The organism is Mycetocola lacteus, assembly GCF_003667575.1.
Lineage (GTDB): Bacteria > Actinomycetota > Actinomycetes > Actinomycetales > Microbacteriaceae > Mycetocola > Mycetocola lacteus.
The window spans coordinates 67081-82889 of the sequence record NZ_RCUY01000002.1 but is presented as its reverse complement, the minus strand read 5'-3'; the positions used below and the strand labels follow the sequence as shown (position 1 = coordinate 82889).

Genomic DNA, 15809 nt, shown 5'->3' with positions numbered 1-15809 from the left:
GAGGACACCCTATGTCAGCGCCCACCCGAGTGGTCATTATCGGTGCCGGATATGCCGGGGTGATGGCGGCCAATAGGCTTGCCGGAAGCCCGGAACTGTCGGGATCGGTGCATGTGAGTGTCCTAAATCCCCGGCCCGAGTTTGTTGAGCGGATCCGGCTGCACGAGCTCGCCGCGGGCACTCGGCAGTCGGCCACCGTGCCGATGCGCTCGCTGCTGCACGCCGATGCCGAGCTGATCGAGGGCACCGCGGTGCGCATCGACCCGGAACGGCGTCGGGTACACCTGTCCTCCGGGGAAGCCACGCTGGACTACGACGTGTTGCTCTATGCCGTGGGCAGCACCCAGCCCACCGAGTCTGTGCCGGCGGCGGCATATGGGCTGCGCGATCCCGAGGAGGCGCGACGGCTGCACACGCGCCTGGCCACCCTGGACCCCGGGTCGACCGTCAGCGTGGTTGGGGCGGGCGCAACCGGGATCGAGGCGGCCACCGAAATCGCCGAGGCCTATCCACGACTGCGCCTCCGGCTGATGTCCCGCGGCGAGATCGGCGCGAACCTCTCGGCGGCCGGAAAGCGGGCGATCGTCACCAAACTCGCGAGGCTGAAGATCGAGACGCTCACCCACACGACCGTGCAGCGCTGCGAGGACTCGGCGGTAGTGACCGCGGATGGGCGCACCCTGGACTCGGCCTGTACGGTCTGGACCGGTGGACTCGGCGTCCCCGAGCTGGCGAGTCTCAGCGGTCTTCCCGTGGATGAGTTCGGTCGACTCCTGGTGGATGACACCCTGTCCTGCCCGCGCTACCCAAATATCTTTGGTGCGGGGGATGCGATCTCGGCCCCACGGGAGGTCGCAGGCCACCTGCGGATGAGCTGTGCGTCGGCGCTGCCGCTCGGCGCACACGCGGCCCAGAACATCATCGCGCTGCTCCAGGGGAAGGAACGGGCCCCGCTCTCGATCGGGTATATGATCGCCTGCATCAGCCTGGGCCGTACATCCGGGCTGATCCAGACGCTGCACGCCGATGATCGGCCGCGACGTTTCATCCTGCGGGGCCGACTCGCGGGCATCACAAAGGAACGGGTATGTGCAATGACGCTGTCGTGGATGCGGGGCGAACGGCGCCGCAGCGGTTCCTTCGGTTGGCCCCGCGGCCCCCGGCCCACCCCCACCAGGTAGCGCGATGAGTGGCACGGAGGTATTTGCCGAGCATCGATCGCTGCTGTTCACGATTGCGTATGAGATCACCGGCTCGGCGGTCGAGGCCGAGGACGTGGTGCAGGAGAGTTTTCTGCGCTGGACGGCGGTGGACAGGTCGGCAATCGAGAATCCACGAGCCTATCTGGCCAAGATCGTGACGCGTCAGGCCCTCAACGCGCTGCGCGCCGCCCAGCGCCGGCGGGAGGACTACATCGGGCCGTGGCTGCCCGAGCCGCTGCTCACGACCCCCGATGTGGCCGATCACGCGGAGCTTGGCGAATCGCTGTCCTTTGCGATGCTGGTGGTGTTGGAAACCCTGTCCCCGGAGGAGCGGGCAGTGTTTGTACTGCGGGAGGTGTTCGACTTCCCGTATGTGGAGATTGCCGAGGCCACCGAGAAATCGGTGGTGGCCGTGCGCCAGATTTCCAGCCGCGCCAGGGCACATGTGCGTGCCCGGCGGCCGAGGTTCGACGTGGATACGCAGCGGCAGCGCGCCGTCGCCGACCGCTTCTTGACCGCGCTGCAGGGCGGAGACGTACAGTCCCTGATGGATGTGCTGGCACCGGGTGCGGTGCTGCTCTCCGACGGTGGCGGGCGGGTCTCCGCGGCCCGAAAGCCCGTGCTGGGGGCCGAGAATATCGTTCGCTTCCTGCTGGGGATCGCCCAAAAACCGCTCCCCGACATGCGGATCGAACCTGCCTCGGTCAACGGCATGCCCGCGGTCATCGTCTGGAGCGGGGACCGGGTGGATCTGGTGGCGCTGGTCGAATCCGACCGGGACCGGGTCAGCGCCGTCTACCTGGTGCGCAACCCGGACAAGCTGGGCGCACTGGGTCGGCCCTAACCTCAAACGGCGTGGCACTTGCGTCGCACAAACGGGGCAGGGCCAGTCGCAGGAGCATTGTCTGTGAAAACAGATCTGATTCAGGAGCGGGCCGAGCAGGTTACGGCAGTGGACGCAGCGCGAGTGTACGGCGCACGCGATCAAGGCGGGCGAGACTTCGAGCTGCCCCGGGATCGATGCTTCGAAGGAGGGCCGACACATCGTGAAGTCGTTGCACATGTTCAACTGAAAAAGTCTGCTCATGATGGCTAATACGATTGCGAAGCCTTCGAAGCCGTTCGAGTGCTCGACCAACTGCGTATCCGGGAGAGACGCTTTCCGGGATTTCGCGAGGGAGTCTCCCAAGGAGCCCGCGGTTCTGTTCAGTAGTGAGGTGAGGGAACGCCTTATCCAAGCCCGAGATCCAGAGGTTTTCTCGGGCGTTTAACCCGGACTTGTACGGCGTACGATCACTTGGCGGCACGCGCGGGAAAAGAGTTGAAATACTCCCAAAGCTGAGCTGTGAAACTAGATCATCGAGCGTGAGGGGCTGCCGTGAACCCTTATGCGTCACAGTGCGTATAGTCCGCGCATGTTGCGCCTGACGACGTGCGTCTTGTGCTGAGCGTGCCACGAATTTTGCGAGCGGAGTCGCGCCATCATCAAGCCAGTTCTCGGTTCGACCGTGTTCCAGGTTCCACACTCTTAAGCTGTGATCGACTGTGCGTCGCAGCACAGCTTCGGTGTATGCCAGCGTCTCAAACCATGCGGCGTTTAGCGAAACCTGCCAGACATACAGCGACGCGACGGCTTCCTTTGACACATCTGCAGGCGAAACACCGGCGCGACGTGCCCATTCGTTTTGATATGAGGACAGCCGAACCGGATCCACCGCGGCGATGAGTAGTTGAGGCATTGGGTAACCTTCTGCAGATAAAGTAAGAGCCCCACGCTGTGGGGCTCTTACCGTAGTAGCGAGCAGATCCTGTCTGCTGCTCTTCGCGATCAGTGTATGTCGCTCATCACCGTCGCACAAGAGAACGTGCGTGATCTCGGGGGCATGGCTTTTACACCCCCGGCCTGCTGATTTTGGCCGGCAGCGGGAGGGTGCGTTCGGTCCACACCTTGGCACGCGGGGGCGCGAACGGGCCGTGCTTGCTGGTGGAGAGACCGGCGGCGAGGAGGGTTTCGGCCATGCGCACGGCCTGGCCCACTCCGTCCACCACCGGGACGCCGCCCAGGCGTTCGGACAGGCGCCGATCGAGCCCGCCGAAGGCCGCGCAGCCGAGCACAATCACGTCGGCTCCGGCATCCAGCAGAACCCGCGCCTCGCGCTCCAGCGCTTCCAGGCCGGGGTCTTCACCCTCGGCCACCGCCCCCGCATGCGACACCGGGATTCCCGAGGCGCGTACGCCCGCCGAGCGGCCCGCGAGGCCGATCAGCTCGATCGTGTCGGTGATCCCCGCGAGGGTGGATTCCAGCGTGGTCACCACGCCGAAGCGGTGCCCGAGTAGGCAGGCCGTAAAGACCGCGGCCTCCGTGATGTCCACCACCGGGACACTCGCCAGCTGCCGCACTCCCTCGCGTCCGTGCTCGCCGAATCCGGCGAGTACCACCGCATCGTAGGTGCGCTCCTGGGCGACCCGCTCGATTACCGCGGCCGCGCTGAGGTAGCTTTCCAGATACCCCTCGGCGGAGGTGGGACCCCAAGTGGGCTGCACCGCGCGCACCACCGAGGTGCGTGCGGCCGCCTGCGCGGTGCGGGCGATCCCCGCGGTGACCTGCTCATCGGTATTGCAGTTCACCACGAGGATCGTCGGCAGCAGATTGCTCAGCACAGCTCGCCGTCTCGGGCGACCACGCGTCCCGCGTGAATCACCACTCGGCCGAGAGCCGGACGGTCCATGACCGCCGAGGTCGGGGTTTCGCCGGGGATCAGCACCAGCTCGGCCGGGTCGCCCACGGCCACGCCGGGTCGCCCGGTTCCGGCGGCGCTCAGCTCGCGGTTGATGACCCGCGCCCCGCCCCAGGTTGCCAGCTCCAGCGCGTTTTCGATCTGATCGTCGCGGTTGTAGTTCTGCACAAACGCCAGCTGCCAGGTGCGGTCAAGCATGTCCGCGTTGCCGTAGGGCGACCAGTAGTCGCGCTGGCCGTCCATGCCCAGGCCCACGCGGATACCCGTGGCGGACATCCGCTCCAGTGGCAGCACCCAGCCGCCACCCGAGGGGGCGATGTGGGTGATCGCGATGTCCAGCTCGGCGATCTGTTCGAGGGCTTTGTCCACCTGCGGCAGCCCGCTGCCGAGCGCCGGGGCGTGCGAGATGGACACCTGGCCCTGCATGCTCAGCGCGCGCACCCGCTCGAAAATCAGGTCCATCGAGAACAGGCCCAGCAGTCCGGCCTCGTGCAGGTGAATGTCCGCACCGGCACCGTGGCGCTCGGCGAGCTCAAACACGGTGTTGAGGTGGCGGACCGGATCACGGTCGATCTCGCACGGGTCGATCCCGCCCACCAGGTTGCCGCCCGAGCGCAGCGCCTCGGACATCAGCTCGGGGACGCCGGGCTCGCGGTGGATCCCCACCTGTGGGAACACCACGATCTCCACGTCCGCCCGGTCCGCATAGGCCTCGCGGGCGGCCAGGACACCGGCGAACTTCTCCAGGCCCGAGTCGGCATCCACCTGGGCGTGCGAGCGCACCCGGGTGGCACCGTGCGCGATCATCCGCTCGAGCGTATAGGTCGCCCGCTCGGTGACGGACTTCTCGGCCGAGCGCCAGTTAGCGCGGTCGTTGTAGATACGTCCGTCTCGTCCGGGTTCGCCCGAGTAGGGGCGGAAGGGCAGACCCAGCCGGGTCGAGTCCAGGTGCACGTGGGTGTCGGAGAAGGAGGGAACCAGTAGACGGTCCTCCCCGTCCAGGATCTCGGCCGTGGGGGCTTCGGGATGGGTGGCAACCTCGGCACCGACCGCCACGATAACCCCGCCCGAGAGCAGAACATCGGTGGTTTCGGCACCCCAGGGACGCACGTTGGTAATCAGCAGGGCGGTTGTCATGTCACTCACTTCGCATAGGTAATGTCGGCGATCACAAACTCGCCGTCGGCGCGGGGCTTCCAGGTGATGCCGTCGCGGACCGCATAGTCGGTGTTCGGGGTGTAGAGCCCGATGATGTGGGCCTGTTCCACATTCAGCTTATGCAGTTCCGCAAACACCGCGGTGCGCTCGTCTCCGGAAACCGTGCGCTGCTTGAGGACCAGATCCTTGGCGGCGGCGTCCTTGGCGTAGTCGTTCTGGCCTCCGGCGAACAGGTTGGTGACGGGCATGTCACCATCCAGGGTCGAGGGTGCCCAGGTGTTGAGGTAGATGCCGGCGGCGTTCACGGTGGAGTAGATGATCGAGGACAGGGTGGCCTGGTCGGTCCCGGCGAGCTCGATGTTTAGACCCACGGCCTTGAGGTAGCCCTGGATCGCCTGGGCCACGTTCGAGGAGAGCGGGATACGGCCGCTGGTCGCGTACTGGAAGGTGATCTTCTCACCCTTGTATCCGGCCTCGGCGAGCAGCGACTTGGCCTTTTCGGGGTCGAACTCGTGGGTGGCCGCGTCCTTGACGTAACCGGCAACCGAGGGGGCGATGACCTGGTCGTTGGCGGTGCCGCTGCCCGAGAGGACCTTGGACACCAGCGACTTCTCATCGATCGCCAGCGAGATCGCCTGACGCACCTTGGCATCGGCGAGCACACCCGCCGTGGAGTTGATGCCGAGGAACACCGAACCGTTGCCGGTGCGGCTCTTGACCGAGGCGCCGGGGGCGTTGAATCCGGTGGCCTGGTTGGGGGAGATCAGCGCGATATCGAGGCTGCCGGAGATCACACCGTTGAGGCGGGCATCCTCATCTCCGACGGTCTGGAACACCACCTTTTTGGTTTCGGGGGCCTTGCCCCAGTAGTCGGGGTTTGCAACCATCGTGTAATTCACGCCGCGGGTGTAGCTTTCAAATTTGAACGGTCCGCTGCCCACCGGGGCCTTGGCGAAGCCGTCCGAGCCGAGCTTCTCGTAGACCTTCTCGGGCACAATCGAGATCGCGGTGGTGATCGAGGGCCAGGGCGAGAAGGGGGCGTTGAGGTCAAACTCGACGGTGTCCTTGGCGGTGGCCCGCACGGCCTTCAGCGTTTCCATATAGCCGAGGTTGTCCGAGTCGGGGGAGGCGAGGATCTTGTTGTAGGTGTAGGCCACATCTTCGGCGGTGACCGGATCGCCGTTGCTGAACTTGGCGTCGGTGCGGATGGTGAACGTCCAGGTGGTGAAGTCGGCGTTCGGGGTCCACTTGGTGGCCAGGCGCGGAGTTAGCTCGCCGTCGGCACTGAGCTGGGTCAGCTGGTCGAACTCGTTGTAGTAGTAGTTATAGCCGGCCAGGGAACCGTCCATGATGGGGTCGGGTGCCTTCTCCGGCTCGGCCACCTGGCCGATGGTCAGCGTGTGATCGGCGGAGCCTCCGGCGGCGCCGGCCGAGCAACCGGCCAGCAGCAGGGTCGCGGCAACCGAGAGTGCCAGGGTGGCAGTGAGGGAACGTCTCATTGCGGTACTCATTTCAGGGATCGGTGGTGCGGGTGGGGGTGGGGAGTCTAGGCGGCCGAGGAGAGCGGGCCGGAGGAACTGTCGCGTCGGGAATCGGCGAGGCCGAGGGTTCCTGGACGGGGGCCGGCGGTGCCCGGGTTCGGCGTGGGGATCGCCCCGGTCAGCGCACCGCGACGGTGCGGATCGGGGATCGGGATCGCCGCGAGCAGCTCGCGGGTGTACGCATCCTCGGGGTGGTGGAACACGCGCTCGGCGGGTCCGGTCTCCACGATCTGTCCGGCGCGCATCACGGCGATCCGGTCGGAGAGGTGGCGCACCACCGAGAGATCGTGGGCGATAAAGAGGTAGGAGAGCCCGTGCTGCTCCTGTAACCGGATCAGCAGGTTGATCACCTGCGCCTGCACCGACACATCCAGCGCCGACACCGGCTCATCCAACACCAGGATCTCGGGGTTGAGCGCGAGCGCCCGGGCGATGCCGATGCGCTGACGCTGGCCGCCGGAGAACTGTGCCGGGCGGCGGCCCAGCACGTCCTCGCCGAGGCCCACATCCGCGAGCAGCTGGATCACCCGGCTGCGGTCATAGCGACCCATCAGCCGCAGCGGCTCGGCCACGATGTCGTGGGTCGTGAGCCGCGGGTTGAGCGAGGAGTAGGGGTCCTGGAACACCATCTGCATGCGGTTGCGCAGGCGGCGCAGGTCTCGGCCGTTCAGCGCGTTCGGGTCCTGATCGAGGATGCGGATGCTCCCGCGGGTGGGGGCGTTCAGCCCGAACAGGGTGCGCACCAGGGTGGACTTGCCGGAGCCGGATTCGCCGACCAGGCCCAGGGTTTCGCCGCGGTGCAGGGTCAGGCTCACACCGTCCACAGCGCGCACGGGTTCGCGGCGGCGGCCCGAGCCGCGGAAGGTGACCGCGAGGTCGGCGACCTCCAGGACCACAGGGGCATCGGTGGCGACCGGGGTGCGGGTCAGGTGTTCGATCGGTCCGGTACCGGTGGCGGTGTCGCTCATGCCGAAACTCCCTCGGGGTTGGTGGTGGGAACGCCCAGGATCGAGCTCAGCAGCATCCGGGTATAGGGGTGGTCTGGGCGGTCGAAGATATCCCAGACGCTGCCCTCCTCGACGATCTCGCCCGAGCGCATGATGCAGATCCGATCGGCCACCTGGGCAACCAGGCCCAGGTCGTGGGTGATCATCACCAGGGCGGCCCCGGTGTCCCGACGGGCCTCGGCGAGCACGCGCATGATCTGCGCCTGCACGGTCACATCCAGCGCGGTGGTGGGTTCGTCGGCGATCAGCAGGCCGGGATTATTGGCAATGGCCATCGCGATCACCGCGCGCTGGCGCATACCGCCGGACCACTGGTGCGGATAGGCGCGGGCCCGCTCGGCGGCGTCGCGCACCCCGACCTGTTCCAGCAGCTCGGCGGCGCGGACTCGGGTTTGGATGGTGGAGAGTGTGGGCTGGTGCACCTTCACGGCCCGGGCGACCTGGTTACCGACCCGCTTGACCGGGTTGAGCGCGGTCATCGGATCCTGGAACACCATGCCGACTCGGCCCCCGCGCAGCACCCGCAGTTCGTTTTCGTCCAGGCCCGCGACGTCGATCCCATCCACCAGGATCTGGCCGCCGGTCACCTCGACCCCCGGGGGCAGCAGCCCCAGCACGGCGAGCATCGTGAGGCTCTTGCCCGAACCGGATTCTCCCACCAGGCACAGCACCTCGCCCGGGTTCACCATGAGGCTCACGCCGTGCACGAGCTCGCGCACACTTCCATCGGGGGCGGTGGTGGCGATGCGCAGGTCGCGCACCTCCAGCAGCGGGGTGGGGATACTCATGCGCGCTTTCCCTTCTTGGCGATGCGGAACAGGGCCGAGCCCTCGGCGGTGAAGCGCTGGCTGATCAGGTTGGTGCCGATGATGACCAGGAAGATCGCGATTCCGGGGACCAGGGCCAGGTGCGGTGCCTGACGGATGTACTTCTGCCCCTCGGAGATCATCAGACCCCAGCTCGGGGTGGGGGCCTGGACGCCGAGGCCCAGGAAGTCGAATGAGGAGGTCAACAGCATCACGCCGCCGATATCGGTCGAGGCCAGAATGAGAATCTGCACGGCCACATTGGGCATGATGTGCTTGCGGGCGGTCCACCAGCGACTGGCCCCCTGAATGCGTGGGGCGATCACAAAGTCGCGTTCGCGCAGGCTCAGCGCGGTGCCGCGGGCGACCCGGGCGTAACCGACCCAGTAGGTTGCGGCGAGCACGATGATCATCAGCCAGACGCTCGGGCCGAGTGCCGCGGAGAGGGCGATCAGGACCAGGATCACCGGGAGCGCAAGCTGGACGTCGGCCCAGCCCATCAGCACGGTGTCGACCTTGCCGCCGAGATAGCCGGCGGAGGTGCCGACCACCAGGCCGATCAGCGCGTTGACCACAACGATCGCGACCACGATGCCCAGGGTGATCCGCCCGGCCAGCGCGAGCCGGCTGGCCTCATCGCGGCCGAGGGCGTCGGTGCCCAGCGGATGCGCCGGATCGGTCAGCGGACCCAGCAGCATCTTGTCGAGGTTCTGGGTGTACGCGTCATAGCCGGGCAGCAGCGGGTACAGCAGGCAAAACAGCACCACGATGCCCACGAGCACGGTGCCCACAAGCGGTCCGGTGATGCGGAACCGGCGGGCACGCGGTGCCGCGACGGTGGCGGGGGAAGCGGTGGTGGTCATCAGATCCTCACTTCGGGACGGGGGAAATCAGGAGAGGCGGACACGAGGGTCAACGAGGCCGTAGATCAGGTCAACCAGGAGGTTGGCAACCACAAAGATCACCGCGATGATGATCAGCGCCGACTGCACCACCGGGAAGTCCCGCGAGTACACGGCCCCGAGCATCAGCTGCCCCAGGCCCGGCCAGGCGAACACGTTTTCCACGATGACCAGGCCGCCGAGGAAGGTGCCGAGATTGATGCCGGCCACGGTGAGGACCGGAAGGAGCGCGTTGGGGAGGGTCTCGGTGAGAACCACGGTGCCGTGGCGCTCGCCGCGGGCGTATGCGGTGCGGGTGTAGTCGGCAACGCTCTGCTCGCTCAGTGCGTTATCCATCAGTCGGGTGTAGACCACAAACTGTCCGGTAGCGATGGTCAGCACCGGCATGATCATGGCCCGCCAGTCGGCGTTGCCGAGCGAGGGCAGCACGCCCAGCCCAACCGAGAAGACGAGGACCAGGAGCAGACCGAAGAAGAAGTCGGGGATGGCCTGGCGCAGTGATCCGAAACCCAGGAAGATCGTGCGCAGCGAGCGCCGGCCGGTGAGGTGGATACTGACCGCGGCGATCAGCGCCAGTAGCAGACCCACCGCGAGTCCGGCGAAGCCGAGCTGGAAGGAGGCGGGGATGCGCTCGAAGACCAGCTGCATCGAGGGGACGCCGGGCTGGCGGTAGGAGTCGCCGAAGTCGCCGTGCAGCACGCCGCCCATGTAGTTGAGGTACTGCTGCCAGATCGGCAGGTCGAAGCCGAGGCGGTGGTTGAGAGCGTCGATCTGTGACTGCGGGGCGTTCTCGGTGAGCAGGATCGCCGCGGGGCTGCCGCTCAGGCGACCGAAGACAAACGTGAGGCTCACCACGATGGCGAGGGTCACGACGGCCTGGATCAGGCGGCGGAGGACGTATCGAGCCATGTTTGCCTTTCAAACGGGATCTTTGTATACATAGTGACCCGGGATTGTTTCGGGCGGATCACATCCTGTTACGGGCCGGTAACAAAAGTCAGTCCCGGCATATCCGCGGGTATTTCGCGGTATTTGCGGTGATCTGAGCGTGTTGCAAATCGCTCAGCTACACCGCATACTGGGAACGTGTTCCGCGGGTTCAATCGCATCCGCTCCTGATTCTGTATACAAGGACTGATATGACCACAGTGCTCCTGACCGGCGAAGACTGCGCGCGTCTGGTTGAATGGCCCGGCCTGATCGCGGCGATGCGCGAGATCCATCTGGACCATGCCCGAGGCGTGGCAATCCAGCCCGTGCCGCGCTCGATCCGCAATCCGGCCGACACCGATCCGGTGCCCGCCCAGATCATCCCGATGACCGGATATCGGGCGAGCACCGGGGGTTATGTCCTCAAGGCGCTGGCCGATGCCCCGCATAATCGTGAGCGCGGGATTCCCGCGCAGCGCTCGACCGTCGCGCTGTTTTCGGCTGAGACGGGGGAGTGCCGGGCGCTGATCGACGGGGCCGTTTTGACCCGCACCCGCACGGCCGCGGTCACCGTGGCGGCAACCCTGGCGCTGGCGCCCGCGGGGGCCGACGTGGTGACGATCGTGGGAGCCGGGGCCCTGGCGCTGGAACATGCGCGGGCGCTGGTCTCGGCGATGCCTCTGCGCGAGATCCGGTTCTGGTCGCGGACCCCGGCCGGATCGGACACCGCGGTGGCGACCCTGAGCGCCGAGCCCGCCTTCGCCCGCGTGAGTCTGAGCGCCACCACGAACCTGCGCGCGGCCCTCGATGGTGCCGGGATCGTCTGCACGCTGACCCCGGCGCTCGATCCGCTGATCACCCCGGACCTGCTGGGCGAGGACGTGCACCTGAACGCGGTGGGTTCCCCGCCGCGCCCTCTGTTCCGCGAGCTGACCCCCGAGGTGTTCGGGCGCGCGGCCCTCACCGTGGTGGATGCGCTGCCGATCGCCCTGGCCGAGTCCGGAAATATTCGAGACGCGATCGCCGCGGGCACACTGGCCGAGACGGAACCGGTCGAGCTCGGGAGGATTCTCGCCGGCGAGGTCGCTCGGCCCCGCGGACTCAGCGTGTTCAACAGCGTGGGCATTGGGTTGCAGGATCTGGCGGCGGCCGAGTACTTCCTGGGCCGTTCCGAAGCTCATGAGGATGGTCTGCAGGTCCAGCTGCGTCCGGTGCGCACTCCCGTATCATGAGCATGACGGCGTTGAAGAAGGGGTCGCGATGACACGGGTATCGGCCGAGGACTCGCTGGTGGGTGCGCTCTACGCAACCCTGCGTGAGCGCATCATCCTGGGGGAGTATCCCCAGGGGGCGAAGCTTCCCGAGACGACCCTGGCCGCCGATCTCAACGTGTCCCGCGTTCCGATTCGCGAGGTGCTGCCGCTGCTGGAGCGCGACGGCCTGATCCGCACCAATCCGCGCCGCAGTGCGGTGGTGCACAGCTGGGACCATGCCTCGGTTACGGACCTGTTTGAGGTGCGTCTGGCGCTGGAGCCGCTGGCTGCCGAGTATGCGGCCCGGCGCGTGGCGGCGGGGGCGGATCCGGCACCGCTGCACCGGGCGTTCGCCGATGCCGTGGCGGCGATCGAGCAGGGCGACCCGATCACTATCGCGGCAACCAACGCCGACCTACACCGGGTCATCCTCGACCTGGCCGATAACGAACTGCTGCGCCAGATGATGCGGCCGGTCCTGGTGCGGATGAACTGGATCTTCTTCCTCACCTCCGACCGCGACACCGACGTGCAGTGCTCCGAGCATCGCCACCTGGTCGAGGCCATCGCCGCGGGCGAGGGTGCCCTCGCCCGGTTCCTCGCCAGTGCCCACGTCGAGGGCGGACGCGTCCCTACCTTCGCGGCCCTCGCCGGCCACCTCGGAGAAAAAGCCGAATAGGCCTGCTTTTGCCGTTCGGCTAGCTTGCGAGGCGCATGGAGATGAGTCGGTTGAGTGAAACCTGCTGTTCCGCGGCCTCGATCGCGAGATTACGGTGGAGCTCGGGCGCGATGCGTACGAGGAACTTCCCGGAATATGCGCGGTCCGAGAGGGGGCCGGGGATCGTCTCGCCGCTGAGCTCCATATCCGCGAGCACTTCGGCGACGAGTTTGTTAATCCCGGTGAAGGCGTCCCGTGAGGTTTCGGCGAACCAGGAGAGCGCGGGGAACTCGGCGACGGTGCCCAGGAACCCGTTGTCCTCCCCGGACCAGCGGACTCGATAGGTGTAGTGATCTGCGTGAATCATGCGGATTCCCCCGTCAGTTTAGCTATCGCGGCAAGTACCTGCTTCACCTGATAGGCCTTTGCCCTGCCTCGGATATTTTGGATGTTTACTCGAGGGTCACCCGGCCAGGGCATCCGATAGACCCGATGTGCGGTGCTGTTCTGGCGAGGTTCGCCAAAATAGTGGTCGCAGACCCGTGCGAGCTCAGTGAATCTCACGTCGCTTGGGTTCTGTTTCATACGGATGAGGACCTTCATCATGTTGGCCATCATCTATAGTATCAATAGCGATACTAACACGAGAAGTCCGGTCGTGATGTTTGGGCGCAGCAAAAACCCCGCGAAACCGAGGTTCCGCGGGGTTTGTGACGGGCCGGACTAGAGCGCGTTGTCGTCCGACTCCGGGGTCCAGTCGCCGGTGGCGAGGTACTGGACCTTCTTGGCGATCGAGACCGCGTGGTCGGCGAAGCGCTCGTGGTAGCGGGAGGCGAGGGTGGCGTCCACGGTTGCGGTGGCCTCACCCTTCCAGGAGTCGCCCAGAACCTTCTCGAAGACGGCGACGTGCAGGTCATCAACCCGGTCATCGTCGGTCAGGATCTCCTCGGCGAGCTCCACATCCTGGTTGCGCAGCATCTCGGTGAGCTTGCGCGAGATCTCCACGTCCAGACGCCCCATCTCGGCGAAGGTCGAACGCAGGCCCTTGGGCACCGCGCGCTCCGGGAAACGGTAGCGGGCAAGCTGGGCGATGTGCTCGGCCATGTCACCCATGCGCTCAAGCGATGCGGAGATACGCAGGGCCGAGACGACGGTGCGCAGGTCGCGGGCGACCGGCTGCTGGCGGGCAAGAATGTTGATGGCGAGTTCGTCCAGGGCGCGAGTGAGGACGTCGATGCGGGTGTCGTTCTCGATCACACCCTCGGCGATTGCCACATCCGATTCGTTGAAAGCGCGCACGGCGTTCTCAATCGAGATCGTCACGAGCTCCGAGATGGCGATCAGACGATCCTGAACCTCTCGCAACTCCTGCTGGAATACCTGACGCATGCTTCTCCTCGTGTGAACGGGTGTGTGGTGCGGGCCGAAGGATTGGCGGCACCGCATTAGAATGCCCGGTCAAGGTTAACAGTTGGTGCCGATTACGTAAACGCGACACTAAAAGCCCTGGTTGGGATGGTTGCCGTTGGGTAACCGGGTGCACTGCCCCCTAATCTAGTCGTATGCACTCAACCCTGTTGGTGACTTCCACTCTGGTCCTGGGACTTGTCCTGGGGGCCGGGTTTACCCTCCTGTTCTTTGTGGCCGCTCAGCGCGGCCGTCGGGTGGCCGCCGTTGCCGCACCCCGGGTGCCGGAGGGGGTATCGCAGGTTCTGGATGCGATCGAAAGCGCGGGCGTGGTCGTGGACCCCTCGGGCAATGTGGTCAAGGCATCGAGCGCGGCGTTCACGCTGGGCTTGGTGCGGGATGGTCACGTGACCCATGAGGAGCTTGACGCACTGGCCAATGTGGTGCGCGACACCGGACTGCCCACCACCCGCGAATTTGCCCTGCGCCCCGACCAGTTCGGCGAGCTTGACCGTCAGGTCCTCGCCCGCGGGGCGCGCCTGGGCACACGCTACGTGCTGATCCTGGTGGAGGATCAGACCGAGCGGCTGCGCCTGGATGAGGTCCGCCGCGATTTCATCGCCAACATCTCCCACGAACTCAAGACCCCGATCGGCGCGATTTCGCTGCTGGCCGATGCCCTGGATCCCGCCGCCGATGATCCCGAGCGGGTGCGCTCCTTCGCCACCCGCCTGGAGGTGGAGGCCGAGCGGCTGACCAAGATCACCGCCGACATCATCAACCTCTCCCGGCTCCAGTCCGCCGAGGCGATCGGGAAGCCGGCGCTGGTGGACATGGCCGATGTGGTCAAGGCCGCGGTGGAACAGAACAAGGTGATCGCCGAATCCCACGGGGTCGAGGTGATCTCCCGAACCGTCTCCGATGCCGTCGTGATCGGCGACCGGGCACTGCTCGTGGTGGCCGTGCACAACCTGGTGAATAACGCGATCGCCTACTCCCCGGACGCCACTCGCGTCGGTGTGGGCCTGGCCGTGCGTGACGGGATCGTCGAGGTCTCGGTCACCGACCAGGGCCCGGGCATCGCCGAGGAGGAGCGCGAACGCGTGTTTGAGCGCTTCTTCCGGGTGGATCAGGCGCGCTCGCGCACCACCGGCGGATCGGGCCTGGGGCTCTCCATCGTCAAGCACACGGCACAGAACCACGGTGGCGAGGCCCGAGTGTGGTCCCGCGTGGGCCAGGGCTCCACCTTCACCATCAGACTTCCCGAGGCATCGGCTGATGCCCGGGCTCAGATCGAAACCACATCCCTGGAGGAAAAGTAATGGCTCGCATCCTGGTTGTTGAGGACGAAGCTTCACTCAGCGAACCGCTGGTGTACCTGCTGGAGCGCGAGGGGCACACCGTGTCGCTCGCCGAGAACGGAACGGACGCGCTGGCCAAGTTCCACACCGATAACCCCGAGGTGATCCTGCTGGATCTCATGCTGCCGGGGATCTCGGGCACCGAGGTGTGCCGGCAGATCCGTGCGCTCTCTACTGTGCCGATCATCATGGTGACCGCCAAGGATGATGAGGTGGACGTGGTGGTGGGTCTCGAACTCGGGGCCGATGACTACGTGACCAAGCCGTATAAGAGCCGCGAACTGCTCGCCCGAATTCGCGCCGTCCTGCGTCGCCGCGGCGACGAGGAGGGCGACGAGCTGGATGACACCGTGCTGCGCGCCGGGAACGTCACGATGGACCTCAACCGGCACACGGTCGAGGTGGACGGCACCGCCGTAGCGATGCCGCTCAAGGAGTTCGAGCTGCTGGAAATGCTCATGCGCAACACCGGCCGCGTGCTCACCCGCGGACAGCTCATCGACCGCGTGTGGGGCAGCGACTACTTCGGGGACACCAAGACCCTGGACGTGCACATCAAGCGCATCCGCTCGCGGATCGAACCGGTTCCCTCCGAGCCCAAGATGCTGCTGACCGTGCGTGGCCTCGGCTACCGCCTGGAGGGCTAGCCCACCCTGTGCGCCTCGCCTGAGGTCGCGATTTCGCCGCCCGTGCACCGATGGTGTGCGGGCGGCGGCGTTTCTCGGCGGTGATATTTTTGCGAACTTCTTGAGGTGATTTCGAAGTCGGGCGCGTCGCGTACTCGTGATGATGGGTCCACGGCGAAATACAAAACCGGGTATCAACCGGCGAAAGCCGTGTTGATAC

16 protein-coding genes are annotated in these 15809 nt (G+C 66.2%); 6 read left to right on the top strand and 10 right to left on the bottom strand.

Annotated features, from left to right (window positions below; all coding sequences use genetic code 11):
* Positions 1-11: 11 nt before the first annotated feature.
* The gene (locus D9V34_RS02530) at positions 12-1181 is read left to right on the top strand and encodes an NAD(P)/FAD-dependent oxidoreductase (RefSeq protein WP_121687374.1); all 1170 of its coding nucleotides are present in this window, start codon (positions 12-14) and stop codon (positions 1179-1181) included.
* 4 nt (positions 1182-1185) lie between these two features.
* Positions 1186-2046, top strand: a complete 861-nt coding sequence (locus D9V34_RS02525; RefSeq protein WP_121687373.1) for an RNA polymerase sigma-70 factor — start codon at positions 1186-1188, stop codon at positions 2044-2046.
* A 100-nt stretch (positions 2047-2146) separates the two neighbouring features.
* Here the strand turns inward: D9V34_RS02525 and D9V34_RS02520 are convergent, their stop codons facing one another.
* From D9V34_RS02520 to D9V34_RS02485, 8 genes are all read right to left on the bottom strand, one after another.
* Complete coding sequence (locus tag D9V34_RS02520; protein ID WP_121687372.1) at positions 2147-2941, bottom strand: Abi family protein; 795 nt, start codon at positions 2939-2941, stop codon at positions 2147-2149.
* Positions 2942-3092: 151 nt separating this feature from the next.
* Positions 3093-3863, bottom strand: coding sequence for an aspartate/glutamate racemase family protein (locus tag D9V34_RS02515; RefSeq protein WP_245991838.1), 771 nt, complete (start codon positions 3861-3863; stop codon positions 3093-3095).
* Entirely contained in the window at positions 3857-5077 is a 1221-nt protein-coding gene (locus D9V34_RS02510) for an amidohydrolase family protein (protein ID WP_220700526.1), read from the bottom strand. Before D9V34_RS02510 ends, D9V34_RS02515 begins: the two co-directional genes overlap by 7 nt.
* 5 nt (positions 5078-5082) lie before the next feature.
* Positions 5083-6597, bottom strand: coding sequence for an ABC transporter substrate-binding protein (locus tag D9V34_RS02505; protein WP_183091813.1), 1515 nt, complete (start codon positions 6595-6597; stop codon positions 5083-5085).
* Between the two features lie 47 nt (positions 6598-6644).
* Positions 6645-7607, bottom strand: a complete 963-nt coding sequence (locus D9V34_RS02500; protein WP_121687370.1) for an ATP-binding cassette domain-containing protein — start codon at positions 7605-7607, stop codon at positions 6645-6647.
* Positions 7604-8434, bottom strand: a complete 831-nt coding sequence (locus D9V34_RS02495; protein WP_121687369.1) for an ATP-binding cassette domain-containing protein — start codon at positions 8432-8434, stop codon at positions 7604-7606. Before D9V34_RS02495 ends, D9V34_RS02500 begins: the two co-directional genes overlap by 4 nt.
* Positions 8431-9315, bottom strand: coding sequence for an ABC transporter permease (locus tag D9V34_RS02490; RefSeq protein ID WP_121687368.1), 885 nt, complete (start codon positions 9313-9315; stop codon positions 8431-8433). Before D9V34_RS02490 ends, D9V34_RS02495 begins: the two co-directional genes overlap by 4 nt.
* 27 nt (positions 9316-9342) lie before the next feature.
* Entirely contained in the window at positions 9343-10263 is a 921-nt protein-coding gene (locus D9V34_RS02485) for an ABC transporter permease (RefSeq protein ID WP_121687367.1), read from the bottom strand.
* 230 nt (positions 10264-10493) lie between these two features.
* Here D9V34_RS02485 and D9V34_RS02480 point away from each other — a divergent pair, with 230 nt between their 5' ends.
* Both D9V34_RS02480 and D9V34_RS02475 read left to right on the top strand, forming a co-directional pair.
* Positions 10494-11516: an ornithine cyclodeaminase family protein gene (locus tag D9V34_RS02480; protein WP_121687366.1), complete on the top strand. Its 1023-nt coding sequence runs from the start codon at positions 10494-10496 to the stop codon at positions 11514-11516.
* Positions 11517-11544: 28 nt separating this feature from the next.
* Complete coding sequence (locus D9V34_RS02475; protein WP_183091812.1) at positions 11545-12216, top strand: GntR family transcriptional regulator; 672 nt, start codon at positions 11545-11547, stop codon at positions 12214-12216.
* Positions 12217-12235: 19 nt separating this feature from the next.
* Here D9V34_RS02475 and D9V34_RS02470 read toward each other — a convergent pair whose 3' ends face one another.
* Together D9V34_RS02470 and phoU are read right to left on the bottom strand one after the other, a co-directional pair.
* Positions 12236-12562 carry a type II toxin-antitoxin system HicB family antitoxin gene (locus tag D9V34_RS02470; RefSeq protein ID WP_121687364.1) on the bottom strand — a complete coding sequence of 109 codons (327 nt, stop codon included), beginning with the start codon at positions 12560-12562 and terminating at the stop codon, positions 12236-12238.
* Between the two features lie 356 nt (positions 12563-12918).
* Complete coding sequence (phoU, locus tag D9V34_RS02460; RefSeq protein ID WP_030148209.1) at positions 12919-13584, bottom strand: phosphate signaling complex protein PhoU; 666 nt, start codon at positions 13582-13584, stop codon at positions 12919-12921.
* Between the two features lie 191 nt (positions 13585-13775).
* On the opposite strand from phoU, the gene D9V34_RS02455 reads away from it, so the two are divergent.
* Together D9V34_RS02455 and D9V34_RS02450 are read left to right on the top strand one after the other, a co-directional pair.
* A complete protein-coding gene (locus D9V34_RS02455; RefSeq protein ID WP_310503991.1) occupies positions 13776-14924 on the top strand; it encodes a sensor histidine kinase in 1149 nt (382 codons plus the stop codon).
* Complete coding sequence (locus D9V34_RS02450) at positions 14924-15610, top strand: response regulator transcription factor (RefSeq protein ID WP_030148211.1); 687 nt, start codon at positions 14924-14926, stop codon at positions 15608-15610. Before D9V34_RS02455 ends, D9V34_RS02450 begins: the two co-directional genes overlap by 1 nt.
* The last annotated feature ends 199 nt before the right edge of the window (positions 15611-15809 follow it).